This window comes from Alistipes sp. DJF_B185 (assembly GCF_964250025.1).
Classification (GTDB): Bacteria; Bacteroidota; Bacteroidia; order Bacteroidales; family Rikenellaceae; genus Alistipes; species Alistipes finegoldii.
In genome coordinates this window covers 111,740-136,956 of sequence record NZ_CAXUDY010000004.1, presented here as the reverse complement: position 1 = coordinate 136,956, position 25,217 = coordinate 111,740, and the positions used below count along the sequence as shown (strand labels likewise).

Below are 25,217 nucleotides of genomic sequence, written 5' to 3'. Positions count from 1 at the left end.
CCGATGAGAATCCTCCTGACCATAGTGCTGCTGATGGCCGTCGCTGCGCCCGCATCGGGCCTCGACCGCAAACCCCGCAAGAAAGAGAAGAAAAAAGCCCGGACCGAAGCCGTCGCCGAACCCGTGCCGGCCCCCGCTCCTCCGGCCGCAAAGCCCGCACACACCGAGCGCAAAACCGAACCTGCCGCGCCGGCGCCCGCACCGATCCCGGATAACGACATGACGCTGGGACAGACGGCCGCGCAGGCCGATTCGCTGGTCGCCGTATGGCGCGAAAGGCAGTGCTGCGATTCGTTCAGGGAGTTCTTCGACAACTATATTCTGGTGGACAGCACGCAGACCGGCGCTGTTCCCGACTCGGTCTATACCCGGCGTCTGCGCGACCTCGCATCGCCCATCCAGCTCCCCTACAACAGCATCGTCCGGGGCTACATCAACCGTTACACCGACTCCCGCTACGGCACGATCAGCCGGATTCTGGGCATGTCGCAGTACTATTTCCCGCTGATCGAGGACGAACTGCTCAAAGAGGGGCTTCCCATCGAGCTGCGGGCCCTGCCGATCATCGAATCGGCGCTCTCCGTCACGGCCGTATCGCCCATGGGCGCCGTGGGACTGTGGCAGTTCATGCCCTCGACAGGCAAAAGCTACGGACTTGAGGTCAATTCGCTGGTCGACGAACGCCGCGACCCGGTCCGTTCGACGCAGGCCGCCTGCCGTTACCTCAAAGACCTTTACGCCATCTACAAAGACTGGTCGCTGGCCATCGCCGCCTACAACTGCGGTCCGGGCAACGTCAATAAGGCGCTGGCCCGCGCAGGCGAGAAGAGCCGCACCTTCTGGGACATCTACGACTACCTGCCCCGCGAAACGCGCGGCTACGTCCCCGCCTTCATCGGTGCGTCGTATGCCTACGCCTACCACCGCCAGCACGGCATCGAACTCACCGAAGCCCCGATTCCGCTGGCCACCGACACCGTCCGCATCGACCGGATCATGCACCTCCAGCAGATCGCCTCGACAATCGACGTGCCGATCGAAACCCTGCGCCAGCTCAACCCGCAGTATAAACTCGACATCATCCCGGCCACGACCAAACCCTATACGCTGGTGCTTCCGCAGCGCAGCCTGACGCAGTACGTCGCCAACGAGCCTGCTATTCTGGCCAAAGACTCGCTGTACCTCAAGGAATACATCAACCCAGCGAACCTCGACAAGAAGCGTCAGGAACGTTCCGGAACGGTCTACACCGTCAAGAAGGGCGACACGCTGGGCGCCATCGCCCGCCGCTACCGGGTGACCACGGCGCAGCTCATGCGCTGGAACAACATCAAGAGCGCCCACAAACTCCGCATCGGACAACGGCTCCGCATCGAAGGAAGGTAAGATGATCTGCGACCACGATACCATTGCAGCTCCGGCCACCGCCGCAGGAGGGGCGCTCGCCGTCATCCGCGTAAGCGGCGGCGACGCGCTGACGATCTGCGACCGCATTTTCCGGGGAAGCGCGCCGCTGGCCGACGCCGAGGGCTATACGGTTCATTACGGCCATATCATAGCCGACGGGCGAACGCTCGACGACGTGCTGGTCACGGTATTCCGGGCGCCCCGTTCCTATACGGGCGAGGACGCCGCCGAAATCTCGTGCCACGGTTCGCAGTACATCGTTTCCGAAACGCTGCGCCTGCTGACCGCCGCCGGCGCACGCATGGCCCAACCGGGCGAATTCACCATCCGGGCCTATCTTGCGGGCAAACTCGACCTCTCGCAGGCCGAAGCCGTGGCCGACATCATCGCCTCGTCCTCGCGGGCGTCGCACGCGCTCGCCGCCAACCAGATGCGCGGGGGTTATTCCGCAGCGTTCGACACCCTGCGCGAAAAACTGCTGCACCTCACCTCGCTGCTGGAACTCGAACTCGACTTCTCGGAAGAGGAGGTCGAATTCGCCGACCGCACCCAGCTGCGTGACACCATGCGGCAGATCAAGGAGCGGATCGACGCCCTGCGTAGCTCGTTTTCGCTCGGCAACGCCATCAAGGAGGGAGTCGCCGTAGCCATCGTCGGAGCGCCAAACGTCGGAAAAAGCACCTTGCTCAACCGCCTGCTCAACGAAGAACGGGCCATGGTCTCGGACATCGCCGGCACGACGCGCGACATCATCGAAGAGCGCGCCAACATCGACGGGATCGTTTTCCGGTTCCTCGACACGGCCGGCATCCGCAGCACGAACGACACCCTCGAACAAATGGGAATCGCCCGCACCATGTCAAGCATCGAACGGGCGCAGATCATCATCCGCCTGATCGACGCATCGCAGCCCGCCGTACCCGTATCCGGCGGAAGCCCTTCATCCGGACAAACGGGCCGGAAATCCGCCCCTGCGGTTCCGAGCGCCGATTCGGCCGCCGACACCCAAAGCCCGGACTTTCCGCTCCGTCCCGACCAAACGCTGCTGACGGTATACAACAAAATCGACAAAACACCCGGTCTCGCACTTCCCGAAGGCGCCGTCGGCATCTCGGCACGCAACGGCGACGGCATCGACGACCTGCGCCGGATCCTGCGCGACGCGGTCGATACGGAAACGCTCTACCACGGCGGCACGGTCATCTCCAACAGCCGCCATTACGAAGCCCTCACGTCGGCATCCGAAGCCCTGAGTGCCGCCCTCGACGGCCTGCGCGACAACCTTCCGACCGATCTGCTGAGCGAAGAGATCCGTCAGGTCATCCGCCATCTGAGCGGCGTCACCGGGCAGGACATCGTCCCGGAAGAGGTCCTCAAAACCATATTCTCGAAGTTCTGCATCGGAAAGTGATGGCTTGGAAATAGCCATAAGCAACCATAACCATTTAGAATAAAGTCGCTGTATTTCAGTGACTTTTCTATTTTAACGGTTTCCAATCCGTATTTGGAGATAACGGTTTTTATCCATATTTTTCTATCATATTTCTACCACGACAGAAATTCACGGTTAACCCGAATGTCACAGTGACGCATTAGTTGACGTGTGTTGACAGTGGTTTACATGTGTTGACAAAAATCGGGAGAAATAAGGCGAAATTACCGCCAATATAAACGAGAAAATATGGAAGTAAGAAAGATTTGTCAATGGTGCGGAAAGCCATTCATAGCTCAAAAAACAACGACCTGTTATTGTAGCCATCAGTGTTCCAATCTTGGCTACAAGGAGCGCATCCGGGAACGTAAGCGACAGTTGAAACGGTCGCAAGAATTATTGCAACCTCGACAAGCCGCCGAGGGGCAGGATTTCTTCTCTTTTGCCCAAGCAGCAAAGTTAATAGGCGTAACCAGACAGTACATATATAAATTGGTAAAGGAATCCAAACTTCGGGCTTCACGCATCAGCGGCAAGAAGTCACTCATCCGCCGTGCTGACATTGAACTGATGATGAAAACCAAACCTTACGAGCGTGTCGTGCCCAAAGAGGACTTCGACATCTCTGAGTATTGCACAGCCGAAGAGATTGCAGAAAAATACAAAGTCAACGCTAAATGGGTGTGGACTTACACAAGGCAACATAAAGTGCCGAAAGTGAGAATCCGCCAGTTCAACTATTACAGCAAGAAACATATCGATGCCGCCTTTGCCAAATACGAGGTGGATTCCGACCTTACTGAATGGTACACACCGGAAGAGATTCAAGAGAAGTACGGCATGACACGTGTCGCCATCCGTTCGCAGGTGTATCGGAACAACATTCCATCCAAGAAGGAGCATGGGCAGATATTCTACTCCAAGCTCCACTTCGACCTCTCAAAGAGTTCCGAACAGGAGAGCAAGGCGGAATACTATACCGTCAAGGAGGCAATGGAGAAATTCAAGCTCTCTCGTGATTCGGTTTACGGTATTCTGCAATTCCATCAGATCAACCGTGAGAAGAACGGACGGTTCGTCAGATTCCTGAAAGTGGAGTTTGACCGGGTAATGGGTGTCCGCAAATAGTCTAATTTATGACTATCCGTAAATTATTCAAAAATTAATCCCTGCTGTAGGTAATCTGCATGATTACATTATAGAGTTTCGCCGACGAATTAATAATAACCATAAAAATATAACATTATGCATGAATGCAAGACCGTGACATTAAGGACACGTCCGCTAAAAGGCAGGATGATGTCTTTCTATCTGGATTATTATCCGGGGTATCGAGACAAAGAGACAATGAAAGTTATCCGTCATGAATCGCTTGGTATTTATATCTATGCCAATCCGAGAAACAAACGTGAACAGAATTTCAACGAGGTAATGACCGAGAAAGCCGAAGCCATCCGTTGCCGCAGGTTCGAGTCGGTAGTCAATGAACGGTATGACTTCTTTGACAAGTACAAACTCAAGGCAGACTTTCTGGAGTATTATCGCAAGCAGCTCCGTAAGCATGACCAGAAATGGGAGTTTGTCTATCTGCATTTCAGTAACTTCGTACATGGTAAATGCACCTTTGAAGAGATTGACATCGACCTCTGTAACAAGTTTCGGGAATATCTGCTGAGTGCCAAGAAGCTAAGGCGTAACGGACGTATCACACGGAACTCCGCATCAGGATACTGGTCTACTTTCAGAGGTTTCCTGAAAATACTCTATCGTAATGGGATGATAAAGACCAATGTCAATGATTTCTTGGAAAAGATAGAGACAGAAGATGTAATGAAAGAGGCCCTGTCAGTTGAGGAATTGTACAAATTGGCTGAGACACCTTGCAAGAAACCTATTCTGAAAACGGCATCGCTGTTTTCCTGTATGACCAGCTTGCGCATCAGTGACATTCTCTCGCTATGTTGGGAAGACATCGTGGACTATTCTGCCGGTGGGAAATGTGTACACATCATTACGCAAAAGAACAAGGCGGAAGACATCATTCCCATCAGTGAAGAAGCTTTGGGATTGATTGGCTATAATTCTGAAAAGAAAGGTTTGGTATTCAAGGGGCTTATGCGCAGTTGGACGCAAATACCGATGAAAGAATGGATTCGTTCTGCCGGAATTACCAAGAACATAACATTTCACTCGTATCGTAGAACATTTGCGACGCTACAAGCAGCTGCCGGGACGGACATCCGCACCATACAGAGCATCATGGCACACAAGAGTATCACCACCACTCAAAGGTATATCAAAGTCGTGGATGCCAACAAACGTGAAGCCAGCAAGAAAATCACCCTGACACGGCAAGACTGACAGCTGCTTTGTCCTCGATTTCTGCAGTCAGAGTATGATTTTTCACCCAAAATCATACTCTAACCGTTATTTTTTACAAATATTGAGCGATTCGTCATCACTAATTATATATATCTGGAATATAGCACATAACTTTGCCATATAACCATTTCAAATACTTGCAGCAGATGACAAATAATACTCAAATTCGGACCAAGAGGATAAGTTTTATTCTTGCATTATTGGTAATTGCCTATGTGGCAGTAGACACTTACCTATTCACTTATCACCAAATCAATACCACAACAATAACAACTCCAGTTATAATAGGCCTTGTGGTTACAATTATATTGTGCGGTCTCCTGCAACGATTTTTCTACACTTGGCTAACGAAGAATCCTATCAACTTCTCTTTGGGCGAGCTATTTACGCCTATTGTAGAATCAGAGAACGCCATAGAATCTATGGATGCTACTGAAATACTGCCCATCGAGCAACCGATGGGTTTGGCTGAACAGGAGTGTCCTCCGTCCCAACAGTCAAATCAAAATACTGTAAACTCTGATTGTCCGCAAGATTCTCATTTGAATAAATATGATTCCATATTAGTGGAACTCAAAAAGAAAGAGATTGAAAGGCAAGCGGAAATCATGGATGCGATTCGGGAATATGTAACCGTCAAGACTGCCCCCTATCTCTCCAAAGAGGATATTGCCACCCTCATTTCCAATATAGAGTATATGGCTTACGATCAACCTGAGTCATATAAACCGATTCGTTCCAATATAGACAATCCGCTGAGGTCGCCTGGACTTCGCCATTTGGCATGGAATGTCGGTGAACGCTTGGGAGTACCCTTGGCGAAAAGAGCCGTTTTTATCAAAGAATCATTTCCATACGAACTCGTAAACGCGACCCTTGAATATCTTAAACTTAATTTACGGGATAATGTTCCAAGCCAGATTCCCATTGATGTACCAGATAAAGGCGACTATCGCTTCCATTTAGATGTAGATAATGATGACTCGCAATAAAAAAAGTATGCAGACGAAATAATTAATCCGGTCTGTATTGTTCTGCAAGGTTTCATTGAGTTGGTTCGCAGCATGTTAAACGATTAAAATAGTCATAATATGGAAAAAGACCAACTGACATTCAACGACCTACCGAATGTGGTAGGCGAACTATGCGACAGAATCGCAAGTATGGAAAACCTGCTTACGGAGAAACTTTCCAAGCAGTACGAAACCAAAGAGAACACGCACGTCCCCATGACCGTACAGGAGGCTTGCAACTATCTTAAAATGCCGTTGTCGACCTTTTATTACAAGGTCAAGAAAGACGATATTCCGGTTATAAAACAGGGAAAGCATCTCTACATCTATCGTGACGAACTGGATAGATGGCTGGAATCTTCCCGGAAGAATCCGGCTCCGCAAAGTTTCGAGGACGAGAATGAGTCTTTGCTCGCCTCCCATCGCCGTAAACCGAACCCTAAAAACTGGTAGCGATGGAAAAGACAGACACTATTATTCTTTCTCCTGAAGAATTGGCCGCTTACATGGCGGAGTCTACAATAAGCGTAACGAGTACATACGAACACTCCCCGGTGGTTCTGATGGTGGACGATACCATTATCGGAACATTGGGAAACTTCAGTGCTTCCATCGGAAAAGCCAAAAGCAAGAAAACTTTCAACGTTTCAGCCATTGTCGCATCGGCATTGAATAACAGCACCGTACTTCATTACCGGTCTACATTTCCCGAAAATAAGCGGAAAATTCTATACATAGACACAGAGCAGGGGCGGTATCATTGCCAACAGGTATTGAAACGCATATTACGTTTGGCCGACTTGCCGGAATACAAGAATCCGGATAATCTGATTATGCTGGCTCTGCGCAAGTTTTCCCCTAAACTACGTCTGGCGATAGTCGAACAGGCCATTGGCATAATACCGGATTTGGGATTGGTCATCATAGATGGCATTCGTGATTTCCTTTACGACATCAATTCCTCCAGCGAATCCACCGACATCATCTCCAAATTCATGCAGTGGACGGATGACAGGCAAATCCATATCCATACCGTCTTGCATCAGAACAAGAATGATGAACATGCCCGTGGTCACATCGGCACGGAACTAAACAATAAAGCGGAAACCATCATGCAGGTCGAAGTGGACAAAGAGGACAAAGCTGTAAGCGTGGTCGAAGCCGTCCATATCCGTGACCGTGAGTTTGAGCCTTTCGCCTTCCGCATAAACGAGGAAGCCATGCCCGAACCGGTAGAGTCCTATCTGCCCAAAGAGAAGAAGACCGGACGACCAACCAAAGGACCGTTCGATCCGGACAAGGAGATTCCAAAGAATGTACATCGTCCAGCATTGGATACCGTTTTTGCCAATGGCAACATCAGCAATTACGATGATTATATAGAACGCTTGAAAGAGGGTTACGGATTGCAGGGTATAAAACTCGGTTATAACAAGGCGGTAAAGGTCGCAACATTGCTCAGCGACGAACGAATGGTTATAAAAGAAGGGAAAGATTATGCCTTCAATCCAGAATACCATTATTGAGTTCAACTTTACTTTATTGTCGGGGCGTATACATAAGAATAAAGTAAAGTCGGCAGGAAGACATCATGTGAGATATTCATATTCTCCCCTCTTTTAGAGGCTCATTTCATTCTATGTTTCCTATCCGAGTGCCAGTTCACTATACGCATCCGATATGGCTTGCCGTGAAGCATCAACAGGTAACTGTTGCGAGATATGCCAAGGTATAACCTCACTGCGTTACGGTTGTACATTGGCGCTCTCGCCTGCTCAGTTCCCTCGCCGGTGCGGTACTCGCAAGCTCGCACCTATTCAACCATTATAAAACGATTCAAATGAAAGAAGATATTGAAAATACATCGGACTCCTCGAAAGAAACCAGAAGTGTCTTTATCGGAGCTAAAGTCACTCCTACTCAGAAGGAGCATATAAAATCACTGGCCGGGCAATGCAGCATGACCGTAAGTGACTACATATTATCACGTGCGTATAACTTCAAGCCCAAAGCAAGGCTTACGAAAGAAGAAGCTGCTCTGTTGCAGAATCTGGACGATTGTCGGTCAGACCTCATAAAATACACATCCGCCCTACACGGAATGTCCACAAAGCAGCGCATGGCAATGTTCAATCAGATTCCGTTCATGGTCGGCTGGCTCAAGGAACTTGGCAATGTGGCCGAAAATGTCTGCCAGTTCCTGAATGCAGTAAAAGAGAAGAATAAAATTCCGTCTAACCCAAAATCCGAAGAAGAATGATTGCGAAAGCCAAAGCCATATCGCACGGTATAAACGACATCCGTTACATTACCGGCGAATCACAGCACAAAAAACATCCGGAGAAGATTTATCGGGTATTGGACAACCTATTGCCCTCAGAACCGGACGCTATGGGGATATGGAACTCCATGCAATTGACCCTATCCCAGCATCGACCGATAAAGAACTCCGTTATCAGAATCGAGCTGAGTCCTTCGCCCGAACATACCCAGTTCTATGACATAGAGGACTGGCAAAAGCTCTGGCACGACTTTGCTGAGGAGTTCGACAAACAAGTGATTATCGGCAAGGACGGAAAAGTCCGTTCTTGCCAAACCAATTTGGCTAATAGCAAATACTCGGTTTGGCTGCATACGGAATCTAAAGGCGAAGTCCCCCATCTCCACGCTGCGATTTGCCGTTTGGATGAAAATGGCAATATCAACAATGACCACAACATTCATCTTCGAGCACAACGTGCAGCCGAGCGAGTGGCAAAGAAACGTGGCTGGACGACTGCAGCACAAATCCGAAATCTCAACATTCCACAAGTAAATCGGGACTGCATGGAGGTGCTGAAAGCAATGCCATTGTGGTCATGGGATGACTACAAGAATGCTCTTATACGGAAAGGTTATACCGTCCATGAAAGGGAGGACAAGAAAGGTCTTCTCCGTGGATATGCTCTCATGAATGGAAACACCAAATACAAGGCTTCAGAATTGGGAATCGGCAGGAACCTGATGGTCTCGAAACTTCCTGCAACATGGAAGAGACTGCACCATCAGCCAACTTCCGTCATTAGAAATAATACTTCCCAAACCGTTCAACAGGTAGCGACACATAAGGTTGCCCCTATTGACTATACCCAATATCTCACATATAGTCAGGATATGATTTCCTATGTCCTCAGTCATGAAGGCAAGGATTACAAATTCTATATCCCAGAAAAAGTACTTGACTGTTTCAATGACGAATTTGATTACAGGTTTATTGCCAACTGTCAGGAACTTACCGATATGGCTGTAGCTATATTTGTCGGACTGATAAATACCCCCAATGTAACAACCGGTGGAGGTGGTGAAGGTTCGCAAAGCGAGCTTCCGTGGAGAGACAAGGACGAAGACGATTTGCAATGGGCTCGCAGATGCGCTCGTGCTGCCAGCCGTTCGTTAGGGAAGAAACCGAAAACAGGACTAAAACGCTAAGCCCATGAAAAAGAAATTTGATTTTTCCGCAGAAATGAGTGAAGTGGAATCCATAAAAACCACTCCCAAGAATGAATATCTGGAAGAAGAAAAACGACTACTCGATGTAAATGCCAAGGAACTTGCCAGCCTGAATGACAATGTATATAAGCTGAGAATAGAAGTTGAAAATCTGTCCGGCTCTATACGAAAGTGCAAACCTATCATTTCTGAAGAAATGCAAAAGTTGGCAATTGAATTTGGAGCAACACTTCTCTGCAATTTTCTTGGTCAGATTGAAAGCAAATGCAAGGAAGCCGAGCGGAGAATAAAAAAAGCCGACAATGCTATCCATATCCCGGCTACCGCATTCTACATTTTGATTATCATTGTAGTCGCTCTGTCTTCTTTTTTCGTGTGCATGATAGTGGCTAATGCAGAGATTTTGCATTCCGGATTGATTTGGAAAGCAGTTATCTGCTGTATTCTCATTGCCGTTTTAGGAATTGGTATAGCGTTAATAGTACAGAAGTTTTTAGATAGAGGTAAATAAACGAAAAGTCTCAATCGGATAGAGATTGCTACCAGTTGAGACTTTTATAATATGCCTATGTTATTGAAATTTTATTACAGGAACTACTTTTTCACCAAGTTTGGTCTCATAACGAAATGTTCCTATTTGCATAGCCTTTTTACCTTTAGGTACTTCAATTACCTGATCATCATAAAACAGATTCTGGCCATCTGTCACAATATAGACGACCGGCCCAGTAAAAAATGAAGTTGAATGCCCTTTCTCCTCACAATTGGCCAAAGCACCATCCCCAAGAACCTGAAAAACTTCAAATTTTGTTGCGGTAGTAAATACCGTCTGTTGCTCGGCAATCGTAATATCCGATTCGTTAGCATTTGAATTGGTAATACCTATAACAAAAAGTACTGCAATTGTTAATACACACCCAGTAACAATTCCCAAGAAGAATATCAAACCCTTTCTCATAAGTAATATTTTTAATAACATTCAAATATACAACATAATTCTGAACCACAAAACAATTGTGAGCGAAGAAATTACAGCATTAATTCCCTCGCTCTATACATAACTTTATTTACCCAGTGACTTGAAAACCTTGGTAATGCAACGCTTTTTCTGCTCCATATTGGGATGAACATATAAATCCAAAGTAGTTGAAATGTTGGAATGCCCTAATAATACGCTGACTGTTTTATAGTCACAACCGACTTCTATACAGCGAGTCGCGAAACTGTGACGGAGTCCATGATACTTCAGCTTGGGAATATCAAGTTTCTCCATAAGCCTTTTATAGTAGTTGCGATATGTGCGTGGCTCTGTCGGACGCTCATCATTAGTAAGAATGTAATAATCGTCATTAATTACTTTTTTCAAAGGCTTTAACATAGTAAGCAATTCTTTGTTTATCGGGATTTCACGGCAAGAGTTTTTTGTCTTTGGCGTGTTGATGACCAGCTCTGTATGTTTTCTCTCTCCTTCTATGATATAGATGCGTTCTATCGTCCGGTTAACGGTTAGAATCCCGTCATATACATTGATGTCGCTCCATTTCAAAGCACAGATCTCCCCTATACGCAGACCGGTACTAAGGCTGATATAGATACCAAGTCCCGGAAAGGAAAAGTGGCTCTGAATATAGTTCAGAATCTTTTTATGATTTGCCACGGACAAGACCTCCAACTTTTTACCAGCAACGTCTGTTGGGTACTTAATATCCCATTCGTAATAGTTCATCCATTCGTTTTTCACCCCGAATTTCATAACCATCTTTAGGACAATAAGAATGTCCTTAACAGATTTCACGCTCAATCCGCCTTCCAACTTTTCAAGCACAAAGCCTTGTACATCATTTTCATGAAGTTCGTTACTCTCACCAAACTTTGGCAAAATGTGATTTTCAAGAATCAACATGTAGGCTGCCAATGTCGATTGTTTCACATACGGTCGCTTGTTCTCTCGCCATGCGTCCGAAATTTCTCTAATTGTCTTCTGAATCATAATTTTGAATTTAATTGGTTCTAATAATTAGAGAAATATAATAGGTAATGTTCCCCATTTGAGATTTCCGGAGTTTAGTGGAGAGTGGGAAGAGCATACGCTTTCTGAATATTTGGAGTTCAAGAATGGTCTTAATCCAGACGCTAAACGTATTGGAAGTGGACTACCATTCATTTCGGTGATGGATATTCTTTCAGAAGGAGTTATCAATTATGACAATATTCGTGGCAAGGTCAATGCTACTGAAAAAGAAATAGAATGTTTCGGAGTGAAAGACGGAGATTTGCTATTCCAACGTAGCTCAGAAACATTGGAGGATGTTGGACGAGCTAATGTGTACATGGATAATCGTACCGCCATTTATGGAGGCTTTGTTATTCGTGGTCGTAAAATCGGCAATTATGATCCTTTGTTCTTTAAGTATTTGCTTGCTACGCCATTAGCGCGCAAAAGAACTTGCAGAATGGGAGCAGGAGCACAACATTTCAATATTGGGCAGGAAGGATTATCCAAAATATCATTATATTTTCCATCAATTGAGGAACAGAGAAAAATAGCTGAATTTCTATCTCTCATTGACGAACGAATAGCAACCCAAAACAAAATCATTGAGAAACTTCAATCCTTAATCAAAGGACTTGTTGACGAATTGATGACAGTTCTTTTGAAAGGAAAACTTTATCCGTTTTCTTCTTTCTATATTAAAGCTGGTGAAGGTGGCACTCCGACGACATCGGTAGTTGAATATTATACAGAAGGCACAATTCCATTTATTAAGATTGAAGACTTGTCTTGTAAATATCTGACAAATAATAAAGACTTTATAACAGAACTGGGTATGCAAAAATCATCAGCATGGCTTATTCCATCAAAGTCTGTTATATACTCCAATGGTGCTACCATAGGTGCAATATCTATAAATGAATATCCAGTTTGTACCAAGCAAGGTATATTGGGCATTGTTCCGAACACAAATATCAATGTAGAGTATTTGTATTTGCTGATGTCTTCTTCTTACTTCTCAAAAGAAATAAGCAGAATTATTACAGAGGGAACAATGAAAACTGCATATCTTAAGGACATCAATCATATCAAATGTCCTTTACCATCTATGGCACAACAAAAGAATATAACAAACTTAACATCCTCAATAGAGGAAAAACTGTCTATAGAACAGGAACTTTTAAGGTTCTTGAATTTACAGAAACAATATCTATTGCACATGATATTTATATAAACAACATACGCAGCAGGTAAGATTTTTGTGCGCTTAGTGATATAACAAGGTTTTGTTCCACAACTAACTTTTGCTCGATGTTATGTAGCAATGATGCAATCCTTATTCGCTTTTCAATGGATGGATAGAATAATTTTGCCTTCCCATAATCTTTGAAGTAGATGTGAGGGATAGCCATTCCTGTTATATATGGAGTGAAATTGAACGCCATAAGTGCATAATACAGGTAAAGAATTGAGTAGTTTTCTTTGGCTGTTAGATAGTTGAGTGTTCCAATTACAGAAAAATGGTCATTAACATACGACAAAGAACCAACACCGGAACCATCTTTGACTATTAAAATTGATTCGCCATTATAAGCATAGTTGTTGGTATAGCCAATAAGTCCAGTTGCACCATATACAGGATATGAGCCAGTCACAGATACGCAATTTTCTTGCAATGTGGATGAATGGCATTCAAGGCAATCACACAAGCGTATATTGGGAGTTCCTGACTGTGTAAGTTGTGCTGCAAGTCCTTTGATTAAGGATTGAATAACGGAAATGTCTGCGATTAGTAAATATTTGTTCGCACGAAAAGATTTGTTAGAAACTACTATATGCTTGTCGAATATTGCGACATTGAAAAATGGTTACGCATTCCAGAGTGGCAAGTATAATGCACTGGGCAAATGGAAAATCCTCACAATAACAAATGTGCCTGGCGAGCGATATATAAACGATGAAGATTGCAATTGCATAATCAACTTGCCGAACGATATACAAGACCACCAAGTATTAAAAGAAGGAGATATTTTAATATCTCTTACGGGTAATGTTGGGCGTGTTTCTCTTTGTAAGAATGGGAACTATTTACTCAACCAACGAGTTGGTTTGTTACAACTTGCGAAAAATGTAAATCAAGAGTTCCTATATCAAATTCTATCTTCTCAAAGATTTGAGAATAGTATGATAGCTTGTGGTCAAGGTGCTGCCCAAATGAATATTGGTAAAGGGGATGTAGAAAACTATGTGTTACCGTATTCCTCAAATGGCAATAACATTCTTTTTGCTGCAAAAATACTACATTCATACGATGAGTGCATCATTAATGAGCTGCGAAGACTAACCTTGTTAACCATGCAGAAGCAATATCTCCTTACCCAGATGTTCATATAAACATCTGGGACAAAAGATAGTTCTTTTGCCTATTGAATAGTTTAAGAACTGATAACTCATTGTCGATTTTCGCATCAATGCCTTGCAGTGTTGACGCAATTTTCATATTGCGACTATGTCCATAAGTTGGAATCATTATTCCGCGAACAATATCAGCGTTAATATTACTTTGTGTACCAGTTTCAAGATATTTGTGGATGTGGCGATACTTAAAATATGACAAGTAGTAGTACAGATAATCCAATAAATCTTTGTCTCTGAGCTGCATCGCAAACATTGCCTGGCTTGTAGTAATAGGTACTTCATTTATAGTTACCAAGCCAACCGATGCGTACATTGATATTATTAAACTATACTCTGGAACCACCCATGCCGAAGAGTTCTCTAATCCACTTCGGCTCAAATGATTTTCCGTGTATCGGACATACTTACCTTGCTTTGTTATATCGTTAATACTCAAGAATGGTATTTCTCCATTATAGTATTCTTTATTTGTAGAAGTTGGAGTGCCGCCAGCCTTACCTTTTGAGAACAAAGTGTCTAATCTATTCCATCCATTAGGCTTTTGAGCAAATGCCTGTTTACTAATCGCAGACTTTAGTTTTTTCAAATCCTCAATGATTTTGTTTTGGGTAGCGATACGCTCATCAATTAAAGATAAGAGCTTCGCAATTTGTTCCTGTTCGTTTTGTACAGGAACAGCAACTTTAATCTTGCGAATTTCATTTGCTGAGATTTCTAAGAATGTTGATCCACAAGCATTTCTAATCAAATCTTTTTTCTTAGTTTGAATCAAGTAGTATAGAAAATCAATATTACATTGTTTCGCAATAAGAGATTGAAAACCTTGATTTGTAGTACATTCATTTGATGCAATAGAACATTCTCCTACCGTGGCACGAGAACTTAATAATATAGTGTGTAATGGTAATAGCTTTGCACTTGAATTATCTAAACCATCTCTTGTAATAGTTCTTTTGCTAAAGTCTACATATTTATTTTTACCGATTTCACTTGGAGTAAACCATTGTATATCTCCACCCCAATATGATTTCACTGTAGTATCAGGTGTGCCACCTCCAACCACTGTTGCTAAATCATTTATGGTGTACTTGTTCCACTCTCCACTAAACTCCGGAAATCTCAAATGGGGAACATTGAGGACTTTATTTTCGTTATTATCTGCCATAATCATTATTCTTTATCGGGATTGATATCAAACGGCAACAATTTGTCACCATCATTAAACCGGTCGAAATCGGAGATAAACGAACGGTCTTGAATCACTTTATATTTTTCATACTCACCATACGCCTTCTCTCGTGCCTCTTCTTGAGAAACTTTACCGGCCGAATCTTGTGCTTGATAGTCCATTGTAGCAAGAAACTGTTCAAGACGCTGCTTCCAGTCTGCCATCGTTGTAATGATATGGCGTTGAGCACGCTGTTCTGCAAATTCAAGAAATGCGTTAGTTACGCCGTTGAGTTCTGAAACCTCTTTGTCAGACAAGTAGTTCTTTGCTACAATCGTATCAGATTTCTGTACTCTGCCATTGGGAGCTTTTTTCCAAGTAGTCAGTCCCATGTGCGGCATTTCCGAGTCGGCACGTTCATATACTATTTCGGCAGCAGTACGATGAGTTACAGCCAAGTGCATCATGTTTTGCACCATCTTGAAGAACAATTTGGTACAATCCGACTTCGGGTCGTAATCCGCACTGCATTCGGCATAGATGTCTGTTATCTTTTGGTAGTATCTGCGCTCTGAGGTACGTATCTCACGAATACGCTCCAGTAAATCGTCAAAATAATCTTTGCCAAAATGTTTTCCCTGCTTCAAACGTTCATCATCAAGCGCATATCCTTTAATAATAAACTCCTTCAATACAGATGTAGCCCAGATACGGAACTGGGTGGCTTGATAGCTATTGACACGATAACCTACCGCAATAATAGCATCCAAATTATAGAACAGAGGTGTACGTTCCACATCCCTTTTTCCCTCTGATTGAACTATCCCAATTTTTCGGATAGTTGCCTCTTTTGTAAGCTCGCCTGTTTCGTAAATCTGACCAAGATGATAGTTGACAGTCCGTACATCCACCCCGAACAAATCGGCCATACGCTTTTGTGACATCCAAAATGTTTCACTGTTGAATATCACTTCTATTCGTGCCTCGCCTTGCGCCGTTTTATACAGCAAAATGTTAGAACTCAACGAATTTTGCATCAATTCGTTTATCGAAATTGTTCGAGTAAAATAATCGCGAGCTTGTTGTACCAACACTTTTTTGACATTGGCATTTTCGGCAACAATCATACATGCCATACGAGACAGACGGAAGATATTGACCTTACGGAATGAACCGCTTCCAATCCTTACCATATCAACCGCTTGGTTGAAATGGTCGTCTACATTCATTCCTTTTTCACCTGCCACCTTGATAGCCTTGTCTATGACTCTTTGGAATTTCCAATAAGCCGAATAGCCCATAGCAGCGCACAGGTCGCGAGAACTCCAGTATTCGTTTCCGCCCTCATCCTGACGGCGTATATTGTCGAATGATGGACGCATTTCGGGGATGTTGTCTATCTCTGCCATAGTGTAATTATTCAACCAGTCCCAATTCTTTCAAATAGCCTTCTATCTCCTTATCCAGTTCGGCTCGCTTGGCTTCCAATTCCTTTATTTCAGCCATGACTGCTTTGATGTCAATAGGCTCTTCTTCCTCAAAAGTATCGACATAACGAGGAATATTCAGATTATAGTCATTTTCGGCAACCTCCTGTAACGTAGCGAGGTGACTGTACTTTTCAATTTCCTTGCGGTCACGGTAGGTTTCTACAATCTTCTGTATATGCTGAGGGCGGAGTTTGTTTTGGGTCTTGACCTTTTCAAACTCTTTGCTGGCATCAATGAACAAGATATTATCGTCTTCCTTACGGCATTTCTTCAATACGAGAATACAGGTCGGAATGCTTGTACCATAGAAAATATTGGCAGGCAGCCCGATAATGGCATCAATATAGTTTTTCTTCTCTATCAGGAAACGGCGTATAACGCCCTCTGCATTCCCTCGGAACAGAACTCCGTGCGGAGCAACGCAAGCCATCGTACCACCTTCATTGAGGTGATGAACCATATGCAGAATAAAAGCATAGTCGGCTGTTTTCTTAGGTGCAAGTCGTCCTGCTTTACTGAAACGGTCGTCGTTGTTGAATTTGTCGGCAGCACTCCATTCGGCAGAGAACGGAGGATTTGCAACCACTGCATCGAACTGCATATCATCGAATGCGTCCCATTCAAGCGTATCGCCATTCTCTATTTTGAAGCTGCTGAATCGGATACCGTGCAGCAACATATTCATTCGGGCAAGGTTGTAAGTAGTCGGATTTTTCTCCTGTCCATAGATATATGCCGCCTTACCGATACTTGCTGCACGGAGCAATAGTGAACCACTACCGCAAGTAGGGTCGTAAACATTACGCAAACGGTTATGCCCAAGAGTAACAATCTCCGCCAATATGCGGCTGACCTCTTGCGGAGTATAGAACTCACCGGCTTTCTTGCCTGCACCGGCAGCAAACTGACTGATCATATACTCATAAGCATCGCCCAAAATATCAATCTCCTGAGAGGCCTCCACTCCGAATTTTATATCATCAAGTGCAAGCAGAACATTGCTTATAAGCGTATTCTTGTCATCGGTTGTCTTTCCGAGCTTAGGGGAAGCAAGGTCAATATCCGAAAACAGACCACCAAAATCCTCTTCGCTGTCACGTCCGAGCGTACTATCCTCAATGCGTTTCAATGAGCGTTCCAGCATCGGAAGGATATTTTCTTTCCGCTTGATAGTTTCGATTACAGACGAAAACAAGAATTTCGGTTCAATGAAATAGCCTATATTTTCCAAGCATTGGTTCTTGACCTCTTCCTGCAATTCCGCAGCATCCGAATCGGTCATTTCCCATAATTCCTTGAATGTAACTTCATCATCCTCCAATGCACTGTTGGCGTATGTTTCTATCTTCTCCGACAGGTATTTATAGAAAATGAATCCCAAAGTAAAATACATAAAATCGCTTGCCGACATATTGCCGCGCAAACGGTTTGCGACCGCCCAAAGCTGGTCACGGAGTTTCTGTTGCAGTTCTTCACTCATATCCTTATTGCTCTATATTATTCTGTATTACATCACTTTCCGGCAATGGTATATTGCTTTCAATTATACTTCTCAGGTCATCCAGCACTTTCCCTTTATATGAGAAATATTTTGCCCCTTGATATGCACCCGATGTATTCCGTTTCTCTTCCGGCATAAACGTACCGACAAAAGGGGACAATTTATAAATACGACCTTGATATTCAACGGAATCATCGCTTGCCACCTTGACTTCTGTATTCGTAGGCATGAAGGTAACACATTCCCCTATTTTAATACCGACCATGCTGAATTTGAAACGCCCTCGCTTTACGGTTCGCTTCTGCACGACAGGCAATGAATCTTTTTCGTTATGGCAAACCGGTTTATTATCTACATAGACCGTAACAACCGCATCATCAATCATCTTGGCTATGTCATTGAATATATCCAAAGCTATTTGCGGCGGCACATTGAAAAACTCCCGATTCTGACGAATACGCAAATCCGTCAACCGATCAATAGTCTTGTGTACATGCTTTTCAACATCGTTATATTTGACCGTCTGAATGGTTGCATAAATCTCAAAAGGCAACGGAACAGCCGTGTTGTCAAGTTCCTTGGAACGTATATCTACAGGCCGCGCACTTTTACCGATTTTGACCCAATCCTCACGAAAACTTGGATTAGTCAAGATATACACATATCCGGGTTCATTTGTCTTTACCATATCAGTATTTCTTTTAATCCCAACTGAAAGTGCGTATGATATTACGCAATCTGTCTAAAATCCTCGTCAACGCCTTTCTCGTCTTTATCAATCCGAGATGCTTCTCTTTCAATGCCTTTTGTATGATTTCTGGCTGCTCTTTTTGCAGATAATCATATTCTTTAAGGAAATGATTCAATACTGATGACGATATTTTCTCTTCCTCAGCCAATGAGTTGACGGCATTTTCTCGTTCAACAGCAATATAGCGGTTCAACCGTTCTTCCAAATCGCTTGTACCGTCAGCCTTGCCTCGCTGCATCATGAAATTTTCCTTATCGTCATCCACATTCTTTTGAATGAAGCCATCAATAAGTTTTGCCTTGCTGCGCATTTCAGCATCCTTAATCATCGTGTCAATGATATTCTGGCGGCGTTCCGCGTAATCGGCACTATATGGGTCAAGTTCTGCAATGAGTTCAAGGATATATGCCACATTGATAATGTCGCTATGTAGGAGTTCAAGGCAGAAATCCACATCACCGAGGTCTCCGTCATCCGGAACATCTGTATCATCATCCGGTTTGGGTGACGGTGCTGGAACAACGAGTGCAAAAGTATCATGGATATCAAGATACTTACTTCTGAAATCCATAAATTGCTGTTCCGTCATGCCGAGATCATCAGACTCTTCATTATAATCCTCGTATATCTGTATTTCAGCATGTTTACGGATAATATCACGGAACGCCAAAACAAACTCTTTCTTAGCTTTTTCACTCTGCAAAAGGTCTATACAATTTGTGTCCGGATATTTCTTCAAAAAATTGGTAGCAAGCTCCTTGTATTCCTGTTTGACTTCTTCAAACGGAGGTCGCACTATTTCTTCCGGATTGTTACTGTTGCTGAACAATTTGATAGCGGTATCAACATTGCTTTTCAAATCACGGAAACACACAATCTTTCCGAAGCGTTTCTTTTCATTCAGCACACGGTTTGTCCGGCTGAATGCCTGCAACAAGCCGTGGTATTCCATATTCTTGTCTACATAAAGCGTATTGAGTTTCTTGCTGTCAAAACCGGTAAGGAACATTCCGACGACCAGACAAAGATCAAGCGGCCTCATATCAACTCGCTTCTTTTTCATACGCAGGTTGATGTCATCGTAATATGCACGGAAGTTCTCTGTCGTAAACGATGTCCCGAACATTTCATTGTAGTCATCCATGATGGCTTGCAGTTCATCAACCTCACCGGCACTGTCATTCAGATAAGAACCTGTACCCATTCCTGTCAGATCATCATCTTGACTTCCATTGGCTGCATAAGTAAAAACTGCACCTATACGAATCTTGGGATTCAGTTCCTTGAATATCTTGTAATAACGGATAAGCATCGGTACGGACTGTACAGCAAACAATGCATCGAACTCTCCGTCAAATGTTGACTTATTGAAATTATTAAGGATGAATTTAGCGATTTCCGTCATGCGATTAGTACTGCCGTTCTGCACTTCCTCACTGCCATGATAATACTCTACAAGGAAACCGAGAACATTTTCATCGGCAATGGCATCTTTAATCAGATAGCGATGCAGGCAGTTGCCGAATACCTCTTTGGTCGTATGCCCATCAACTGCATTTTCTGTAAAAATAGGAGTTCCGGTAAAACCGAATATCTGGGCATTATCGAAGAATTGCATAATCTTCTTATGACTCTCCCCGAAGTGACTGCGGTGGCACTCATCAAATATCATCACGATACGGGAGTGGCATATCGAATCTATCTTGCTGCTGTACCATATCTTACTTACGGCAGCATTGAGTTTCTGAATAGTGGTAATGATAATCTTGGAGTTACTATGCAGCCGTTTTACCAGTTCATCCGTATTGTCCGTACCGTCAACAGCTCCCGGTTCAAAGGCTTCATATTCCGACTGCGTTTGTGTGTCAAGGTCATGACGGTCAACAACGAACATTACCTTATCTACATCATCCAACTCCGAAACAAGCTGTGCTGTTTTGAATGAAGTCAAGGTTTTTCCTGCGCCTGTAGTATGCCAGATATAACCGTTATCGTTGGAGTTCTGTACCCGATCCAATATCTTTTCTACAGCATAAAACTGGTATGGGCGAAGTACCATCAAGCATTTATCCCCTTCATGCAATACGATATATTTTCCGATAATCTTACCGAGCGTACACTTTTCCAAGAAAAATACAGCAAACTTATCCAGTTCATTGAATGGCAGATTTGCCGCATCCGTCCAGTTGAACGTGAATTTATATCCACCATTGGGATTATTGGCGAAATAACGAGTATTTACGCCATTGGAGATAACAAATAGCTGAATATAGTCGAACAGCCCATGAAAGGATGTCTTATGATAGCGTTGTATCTGATTGTATGCCTGCTTGAGTTCTACACCCCGACGCTTCAATTCAATCTGAACCAGAGGGAGGCCATTGATAAGAATCGTCACATCATAGCGACACTTCTTTCGTCCCTCCACCGTAATCTGATTCGACACCTGAAACTCGTTCTGACACCATTGTGTACGATTAAGGAATTCCACCCAAATACGCTGCCCGTTCATCGTGTCAAGAGGATATAGGTCACGAAGTTTCTTAGCCTTTTCAAAGCGAGTACCACCTTCCAGATATATCAATATCTTCTCAAACTCTTCATCCGTAAATGAGTTACGACCAACTTCCGCCAGCTGTTTCTTGTTGTGAATTTCCAACTGCCGCTTGAAGTTGGCATAAAGATTATCTTCTTCGGTAATCTGGACATACTCGTAGTCCATTTGCCGAAGTGTGGCTATAAGTCCGGCTTCCAATGCCGCTTCGCTCTGTATTGACATATTCTTTCCCTACTATGGTGTTATTACTTATTTATTCCAGCTTGTAGTATTTTGATACCTAATGCATTTTCTATTTTGCACAAAGTTTCCAATGACAGATTCTCGCGACCTTTCAACACCTTGGATACATATTGCTGGGTGCAGTTCATTTTCTCAGCCAACGCTCGTTGTGTCATGCCAAGTTCCTCCATTCGGTTTGACATGGTTGCAGCTATAGCCTGCGAATGGCAAACCCAATCTTCGCTTTTGCATTCCACTGTTTCCTCTTTTACTTCCAGTGCGTTGTCTATCTTATCTTCTGCCATTGTATGCATCAAAAATACCTTTGCCTTATTTGGTAAGCAAAGGTACTATAAATAATTGAGATGACACAACTTTCAGGTTGTTAATCGGTTCTTTTTTGCGCTAAGAATATTCTTATTTAATTGCTGTTACTCTTAAATCATATCTACGGCTACCCGTGTCAAGATCGACATCATACTCTTTCAGTCCTTTTTCAACTGCAATCTGATGTAATTCTTGCTTATCCTTTTGTGATATATCTGGACCATAATATATTGCTTTCAAGCATCCAACATCCGGTATTGCAACATAATCATTCTCATCTTCTAAATTATAGTAAATCATTCTCCATTCATGTTCGTGCTCGTATTCTTTTCTGTCTTTATAAAGATAAACTCGATACCAATATAATTGATTAACAGATATTATAGACGACAAAAAGCTTAACCAATTTTTATCTCCAATCTGCTTGAAATATTCGTAAGTATGAATATTTCCCTCATCTAATGTAACATCCGGTCTTAAATCTGTATAAATCACAGGAAAGAGATTAACACTCATTCCCAATGAATTATATTTAAAAATGCATCGTCTGAGATCATATTCTAATGCAAACCCCTTATATCCATCTGCATATCTATCCCACATATACTTAGACTGCACACTTTCTGTAAAACAGGCAATTTTTGCACTATTTCTTGGATTTCTAAAACGCGATTCTTGTTTTTTTATCGCAGCCCCTATATTATTGCAAAAATCAACATAATCATCTGTCAATATTTTATCTATAATTTGTTCATCCGTATATCCGCACTCTCTATAATAACATATTTTCGTTGCTTTTTCCGCCCTTATTTCAGGGGATTTCTGTGTTATATGCGACAATGTTATGCGCAACGCATCTTTCAATGCATTTTTTAGATCTTTGTGAATCTTATCTTGATCTATATATAAATACGAATCATATTTATCTGGAAACATTCCCGCATGGCATAATGAAATAGTTTTAGATTTAAATGATTCAATTGTATAGCCCTTATCGTCTATTCTACGATACCTAAAAAGTTTTTCCGGTATATTAGGAAGTACTAACTTATAAATATTACTCCATACGTCAGAAGTCGCAGTTTTATCTATATTGAAAGGGATATAAGATTGTTCTATAATCTCTTGGAATTGTTTTCTAAAATCCAACATCTGCAAATCACGAATTTGTTATTTCTTTATTTCATTAACTCGACAATATTTTCTGGCAACACGGCGTTTCTTATACCATCTTTCGGAGCATTCTTAAGGAACAGCATTGGAACGACGGTGTAGCACTTGGCAAACGGTAGCAGATTAGCTTTGCGGAGAAGTTCGGCAGTCAGTTGTTTGCCATTCTCTTGAGTAGTCCATTTGCATTCTCCGACCAACAAATACTTTTTGTCAAGCGATTCGGCCATAACATCAAACTCGACTTGTTCCGGCTTCTTATCCTCATTGAGCACAGAACCCCACCAGCGTTTTGCCTTGCCATAAACCACTCCATTGACAAGATTTCCTGTTACGGCATCCCGACATAATTTTTCCCATTGCATACTCACATACTCCGATAAATGAGCAGTCAAAGCCTGTTCTATTGGCAAACGACGACCAAGCTCGATGAACGAACGATTAGGTACGACAAACTGATAATAAAATGCCATAAACGGATCGGCTATCTTGTAAAGACTCTTTTTCGCATTCTTTTCATCAATCCCAAACGGAACATCTTTCTCCAAAAATCCGAGATCAATAAGTTTCTTCAATGGACGCGACAGGTTGGTTGCAGGCTCATTGCATCTTGCGGCAATCTCAGAAAGCCGATTTGCGCCAGTACCGATATAAGACATTATCGTCGAAGTCTTAACAATATCCTTTACATCGTCCTGAAACAATTTTATCGGTTCTTCGTAAAGAGTTCCATTTACAGAAAGGATATTGTGCCACAAAGCATCATTAAGTGAATTTTGGTTTTCCCTTAGTTCCCAATAACGCGGTACACCTCCCCAAACAGCATATTCTTCAATGGCATTCATCGCATCAAGGCTCAAAGCCTCTTGAATATATGGCAAACGTATCGGTGCAAGTTTCATGATCTCATCAGCACGACCATAGAGAGGTGCAGTAGAATCAAGAAACAATCCATACATCATATTTTGTGACGAACCGCAAAGCACAAGATTATACTTCAACAGCTTTTCATCAACCAGTTTTTGTAGCACAGACGGCAGTTCAGAAGATTGCTCTACAAGATACGGAAACTCATCCAAACATAAAGTAAAACGCTTGTCTGTTCGATAATTGACCGCACGAAACATAGATTCCCAATCCGGATATGTCAGTTTGTCGAAATCCGGGAACACTTGTGCTATTACTTTTGCAAGCAATACTCTCTGATGTTGCCCTTCAGAACGGTCAGCAAGGAAGTAAACATCCGTATCCGACAACACCCTTTTGATAAGCGTTGACTTACCCAACCGTCTGCGACCGTACATCACGACTAACGAGGACTTCTCTCTTGCAAGAGCATCCTTTAATCGTGCAGCTTCATCTATTCTATCAACGAATTTCATATATCTTATTTATTATGCAGCGCAAACATAATGCTTTTATTGCATAACACAAATTTTTGAGCCATATTTTTTTATTCCCAAAGAGCAAATTGCAACTTATGTATAGGAGAACATGTGCTCTATTCCTTTTTTGAAGCTCTTTTCCTTGTTTTCAAACTCAAATCTTGCAAAGCTTTTCCCAACTTGTCTTCTTTGGCCAGCCATAGAATATCATCGTCAAGCTGTAAAGCATACAGCACTCGCAAATAGATTCCGATTGCTACTGTCGGTGTGCCTTTTTCTATTCGGGACACAGTCAACGGAGAACAAGTGGCACGTTCTGCCACCTGAGCCACACTCAGATTCCTGCGCAAGCGAGCCAGTTTAATCTGCTCTCCCACAATTGACATCTTCTGCACCAATTTTCGGGGCAGCTTAGTCCCCATTGTATTCTTTGCCATATTCAACACATCATATAATATGTAAATTTATAACTTTTCATCTATTTAATGATGTATTACAGGTAAAAAATCACA

The 25,217-nt window shown here is 43.3% G+C and carries 24 protein-coding genes; 12 read left to right on the top strand and 12 right to left on the bottom strand.

Annotation, left to right across the window (positions count from 1 at the left end):
• Nucleotides 1-3: 3 nt before the first annotated feature.
• The 10 genes from ACESTR_RS07140 (at nucleotide 4) to ACESTR_RS07095 (ending at nucleotide 10,234) form a co-directional block, all read left to right on the top strand.
• A complete protein-coding gene (locus tag ACESTR_RS07140; RefSeq protein ID WP_130063011.1) occupies nucleotides 4-1,386 on the top strand; it encodes a lytic transglycosylase domain-containing protein in 1,383 nt (460 codons plus the stop codon).
• A gap of 1 nt (nucleotide 1,387) precedes the next feature.
• Nucleotides 1,388-2,818, top strand: coding sequence for a tRNA uridine-5-carboxymethylaminomethyl(34) synthesis GTPase MnmE (gene mnmE / locus ACESTR_RS07135; RefSeq protein WP_302267893.1), 1,431 nt, complete (start codon nucleotides 1,388-1,390; stop codon nucleotides 2,816-2,818).
• A gap of 270 nt (nucleotides 2,819-3,088) precedes the next feature.
• Entirely contained in the window at nucleotides 3,089-3,967 is an 879-nt protein-coding gene (locus ACESTR_RS07130) for a helix-turn-helix domain-containing protein (RefSeq protein WP_032581293.1), read from the top strand.
• A 117-nt stretch (nucleotides 3,968-4,084) separates the two neighbouring features.
• Nucleotides 4,085-5,200, top strand: a complete 1,116-nt coding sequence (locus ACESTR_RS07125) for a tyrosine-type recombinase/integrase (RefSeq protein ID WP_014774667.1) — start codon at nucleotides 4,085-4,087, stop codon at nucleotides 5,198-5,200.
• A 167-nt stretch (nucleotides 5,201-5,367) separates the two neighbouring features.
• Complete coding sequence (locus ACESTR_RS07120; protein ID WP_032531600.1) at nucleotides 5,368-6,213, top strand: membrane protein; 846 nt, start codon at nucleotides 5,368-5,370, stop codon at nucleotides 6,211-6,213.
• A 99-nt stretch (nucleotides 6,214-6,312) separates the two neighbouring features.
• Complete coding sequence (locus ACESTR_RS07115; RefSeq protein ID WP_014774676.1) at nucleotides 6,313-6,687, top strand: helix-turn-helix domain-containing protein; 375 nt, start codon at nucleotides 6,313-6,315, stop codon at nucleotides 6,685-6,687.
• A 2-nt stretch (nucleotides 6,688-6,689) separates the two neighbouring features.
• Nucleotides 6,690-7,760, top strand: coding sequence for an AAA family ATPase (locus tag ACESTR_RS07110; protein ID WP_014774677.1), 1,071 nt, complete (start codon nucleotides 6,690-6,692; stop codon nucleotides 7,758-7,760).
• Nucleotides 7,761-8,074: 314 nt separating this feature from the next.
• Nucleotides 8,075-8,494 (top strand): plasmid mobilization protein, encoded by a 420-nt coding sequence (locus ACESTR_RS07105; protein WP_014774678.1) that lies wholly within the window; start codon nucleotides 8,075-8,077, stop codon nucleotides 8,492-8,494.
• Complete coding sequence (locus ACESTR_RS07100) at nucleotides 8,491-9,702, top strand: relaxase/mobilization nuclease domain-containing protein (protein WP_032531601.1); 1,212 nt, start codon at nucleotides 8,491-8,493, stop codon at nucleotides 9,700-9,702. The genes ACESTR_RS07105 and ACESTR_RS07100 overlap by 4 nt, the downstream gene beginning before the upstream one ends.
• A gap of 4 nt (nucleotides 9,703-9,706) precedes the next feature.
• Entirely contained in the window at nucleotides 9,707-10,234 is a 528-nt protein-coding gene (locus ACESTR_RS07095; protein ID WP_014774680.1) for a hypothetical protein, read from the top strand.
• Between the two features lie 60 nt (nucleotides 10,235-10,294).
• Here the strand turns inward: ACESTR_RS07095 and ACESTR_RS07090 are convergent, their stop codons facing one another.
• Both ACESTR_RS07090 and ACESTR_RS07085 read right to left on the bottom strand, forming a co-directional pair.
• On the bottom strand, nucleotides 10,295-10,681 hold the full coding sequence (locus ACESTR_RS07090) for a hypothetical protein (protein ID WP_032531602.1): 387 nt from the start codon (nucleotides 10,679-10,681) through the stop codon (nucleotides 10,295-10,297).
• 105 nt (nucleotides 10,682-10,786) lie between these two features.
• Complete coding sequence (locus ACESTR_RS07085; RefSeq protein WP_014774681.1) at nucleotides 10,787-11,713, bottom strand: tyrosine-type recombinase/integrase; 927 nt, start codon at nucleotides 11,711-11,713, stop codon at nucleotides 10,787-10,789.
• 40 nt (nucleotides 11,714-11,753) lie between these two features.
• Between ACESTR_RS07085 and ACESTR_RS07080 the strand changes: the two genes are divergently transcribed.
• On the top strand, nucleotides 11,754-12,950 hold the full coding sequence (locus ACESTR_RS07080) for a restriction endonuclease subunit S (protein WP_032597889.1): 1,197 nt from the start codon (nucleotides 11,754-11,756) through the stop codon (nucleotides 12,948-12,950).
• On the opposite strand, the gene ACESTR_RS07075 is transcribed toward ACESTR_RS07080, so the two are convergent.
• Complete coding sequence (locus tag ACESTR_RS07075) at nucleotides 12,943-13,425, bottom strand: restriction endonuclease subunit S (protein WP_215907884.1); 483 nt, start codon at nucleotides 13,423-13,425, stop codon at nucleotides 12,943-12,945. The two genes, ACESTR_RS07080 and ACESTR_RS07075, sit on opposite strands and share 8 nt — an antisense overlap.
• Before the next feature lie 148 nt (nucleotides 13,426-13,573).
• On the opposite strand from ACESTR_RS07075, the gene ACESTR_RS07070 reads away from it, so the two are divergent.
• Nucleotides 13,574-14,110: a restriction endonuclease subunit S gene (locus tag ACESTR_RS07070; protein WP_373179038.1), complete on the top strand. Its 537-nt coding sequence runs from the start codon at nucleotides 13,574-13,576 to the stop codon at nucleotides 14,108-14,110.
• Here ACESTR_RS07070 and ACESTR_RS07065 read toward each other — a convergent pair.
• The 9 genes from ACESTR_RS07065 to ACESTR_RS07025 all read right to left on the bottom strand — a co-directional run bounded on the left by ACESTR_RS07065 (nucleotide 14,103) and on the right by ACESTR_RS07025 (nucleotide 25,142).
• A complete protein-coding gene (locus ACESTR_RS07065) occupies nucleotides 14,103-15,299 on the bottom strand; it encodes a restriction endonuclease subunit S (RefSeq protein WP_137569174.1) in 1,197 nt (398 codons plus the stop codon). The genes ACESTR_RS07070 and ACESTR_RS07065 overlap by 8 nt on opposite strands.
• 5 nt (nucleotides 15,300-15,304) lie before the next feature.
• Nucleotides 15,305-16,711 (bottom strand): RhuM family protein, encoded by a 1,407-nt coding sequence (gene rhuM, locus ACESTR_RS07060; RefSeq protein ID WP_014774686.1) that lies wholly within the window; start codon nucleotides 16,709-16,711, stop codon nucleotides 15,305-15,307.
• Nucleotides 16,712-16,718: 7 nt separating this feature from the next.
• Complete coding sequence (locus ACESTR_RS07055; RefSeq protein WP_014774687.1) at nucleotides 16,719-18,272, bottom strand: type I restriction-modification system subunit M; 1,554 nt, start codon at nucleotides 18,270-18,272, stop codon at nucleotides 16,719-16,721.
• Between the two features lie 4 nt (nucleotides 18,273-18,276).
• Entirely contained in the window at nucleotides 18,277-18,981 is a 705-nt protein-coding gene (locus tag ACESTR_RS07050) for a GIY-YIG nuclease family protein (RefSeq protein ID WP_014774688.1), read from the bottom strand.
• 13 nt (nucleotides 18,982-18,994) lie between these two features.
• A complete protein-coding gene (locus tag ACESTR_RS07045; protein WP_014774689.1) occupies nucleotides 18,995-21,823 on the bottom strand; it encodes a type I restriction endonuclease subunit R in 2,829 nt (942 codons plus the stop codon).
• A gap of 23 nt (nucleotides 21,824-21,846) precedes the next feature.
• The gene (locus tag ACESTR_RS07040; protein ID WP_080714326.1) at nucleotides 21,847-22,128 is read right to left on the bottom strand and encodes a helix-turn-helix domain-containing protein; all 282 of its coding nucleotides are present in this window, start codon (nucleotides 22,126-22,128) and stop codon (nucleotides 21,847-21,849) included.
• 112 nt (nucleotides 22,129-22,240) lie between these two features.
• Nucleotides 22,241-23,302, bottom strand: a complete 1,062-nt coding sequence (locus ACESTR_RS07035; protein ID WP_032531604.1) for a DUF2971 domain-containing protein — start codon at nucleotides 23,300-23,302, stop codon at nucleotides 22,241-22,243.
• A 26-nt stretch (nucleotides 23,303-23,328) separates the two neighbouring features.
• Nucleotides 23,329-24,702 carry an ATP-binding protein gene (locus ACESTR_RS07030; protein ID WP_014774692.1) on the bottom strand — a complete coding sequence of 458 codons (1,374 nt, stop codon included), beginning with the start codon at nucleotides 24,700-24,702 and terminating at the stop codon, nucleotides 23,329-23,331.
• A 119-nt stretch (nucleotides 24,703-24,821) separates the two neighbouring features.
• Nucleotides 24,822-25,142, bottom strand: a complete 321-nt coding sequence (locus tag ACESTR_RS07025) for a helix-turn-helix domain-containing protein (RefSeq protein WP_032581284.1) — start codon at nucleotides 25,140-25,142, stop codon at nucleotides 24,822-24,824.
• Nucleotides 25,143-25,217: the final 75 nt, after the last annotated feature.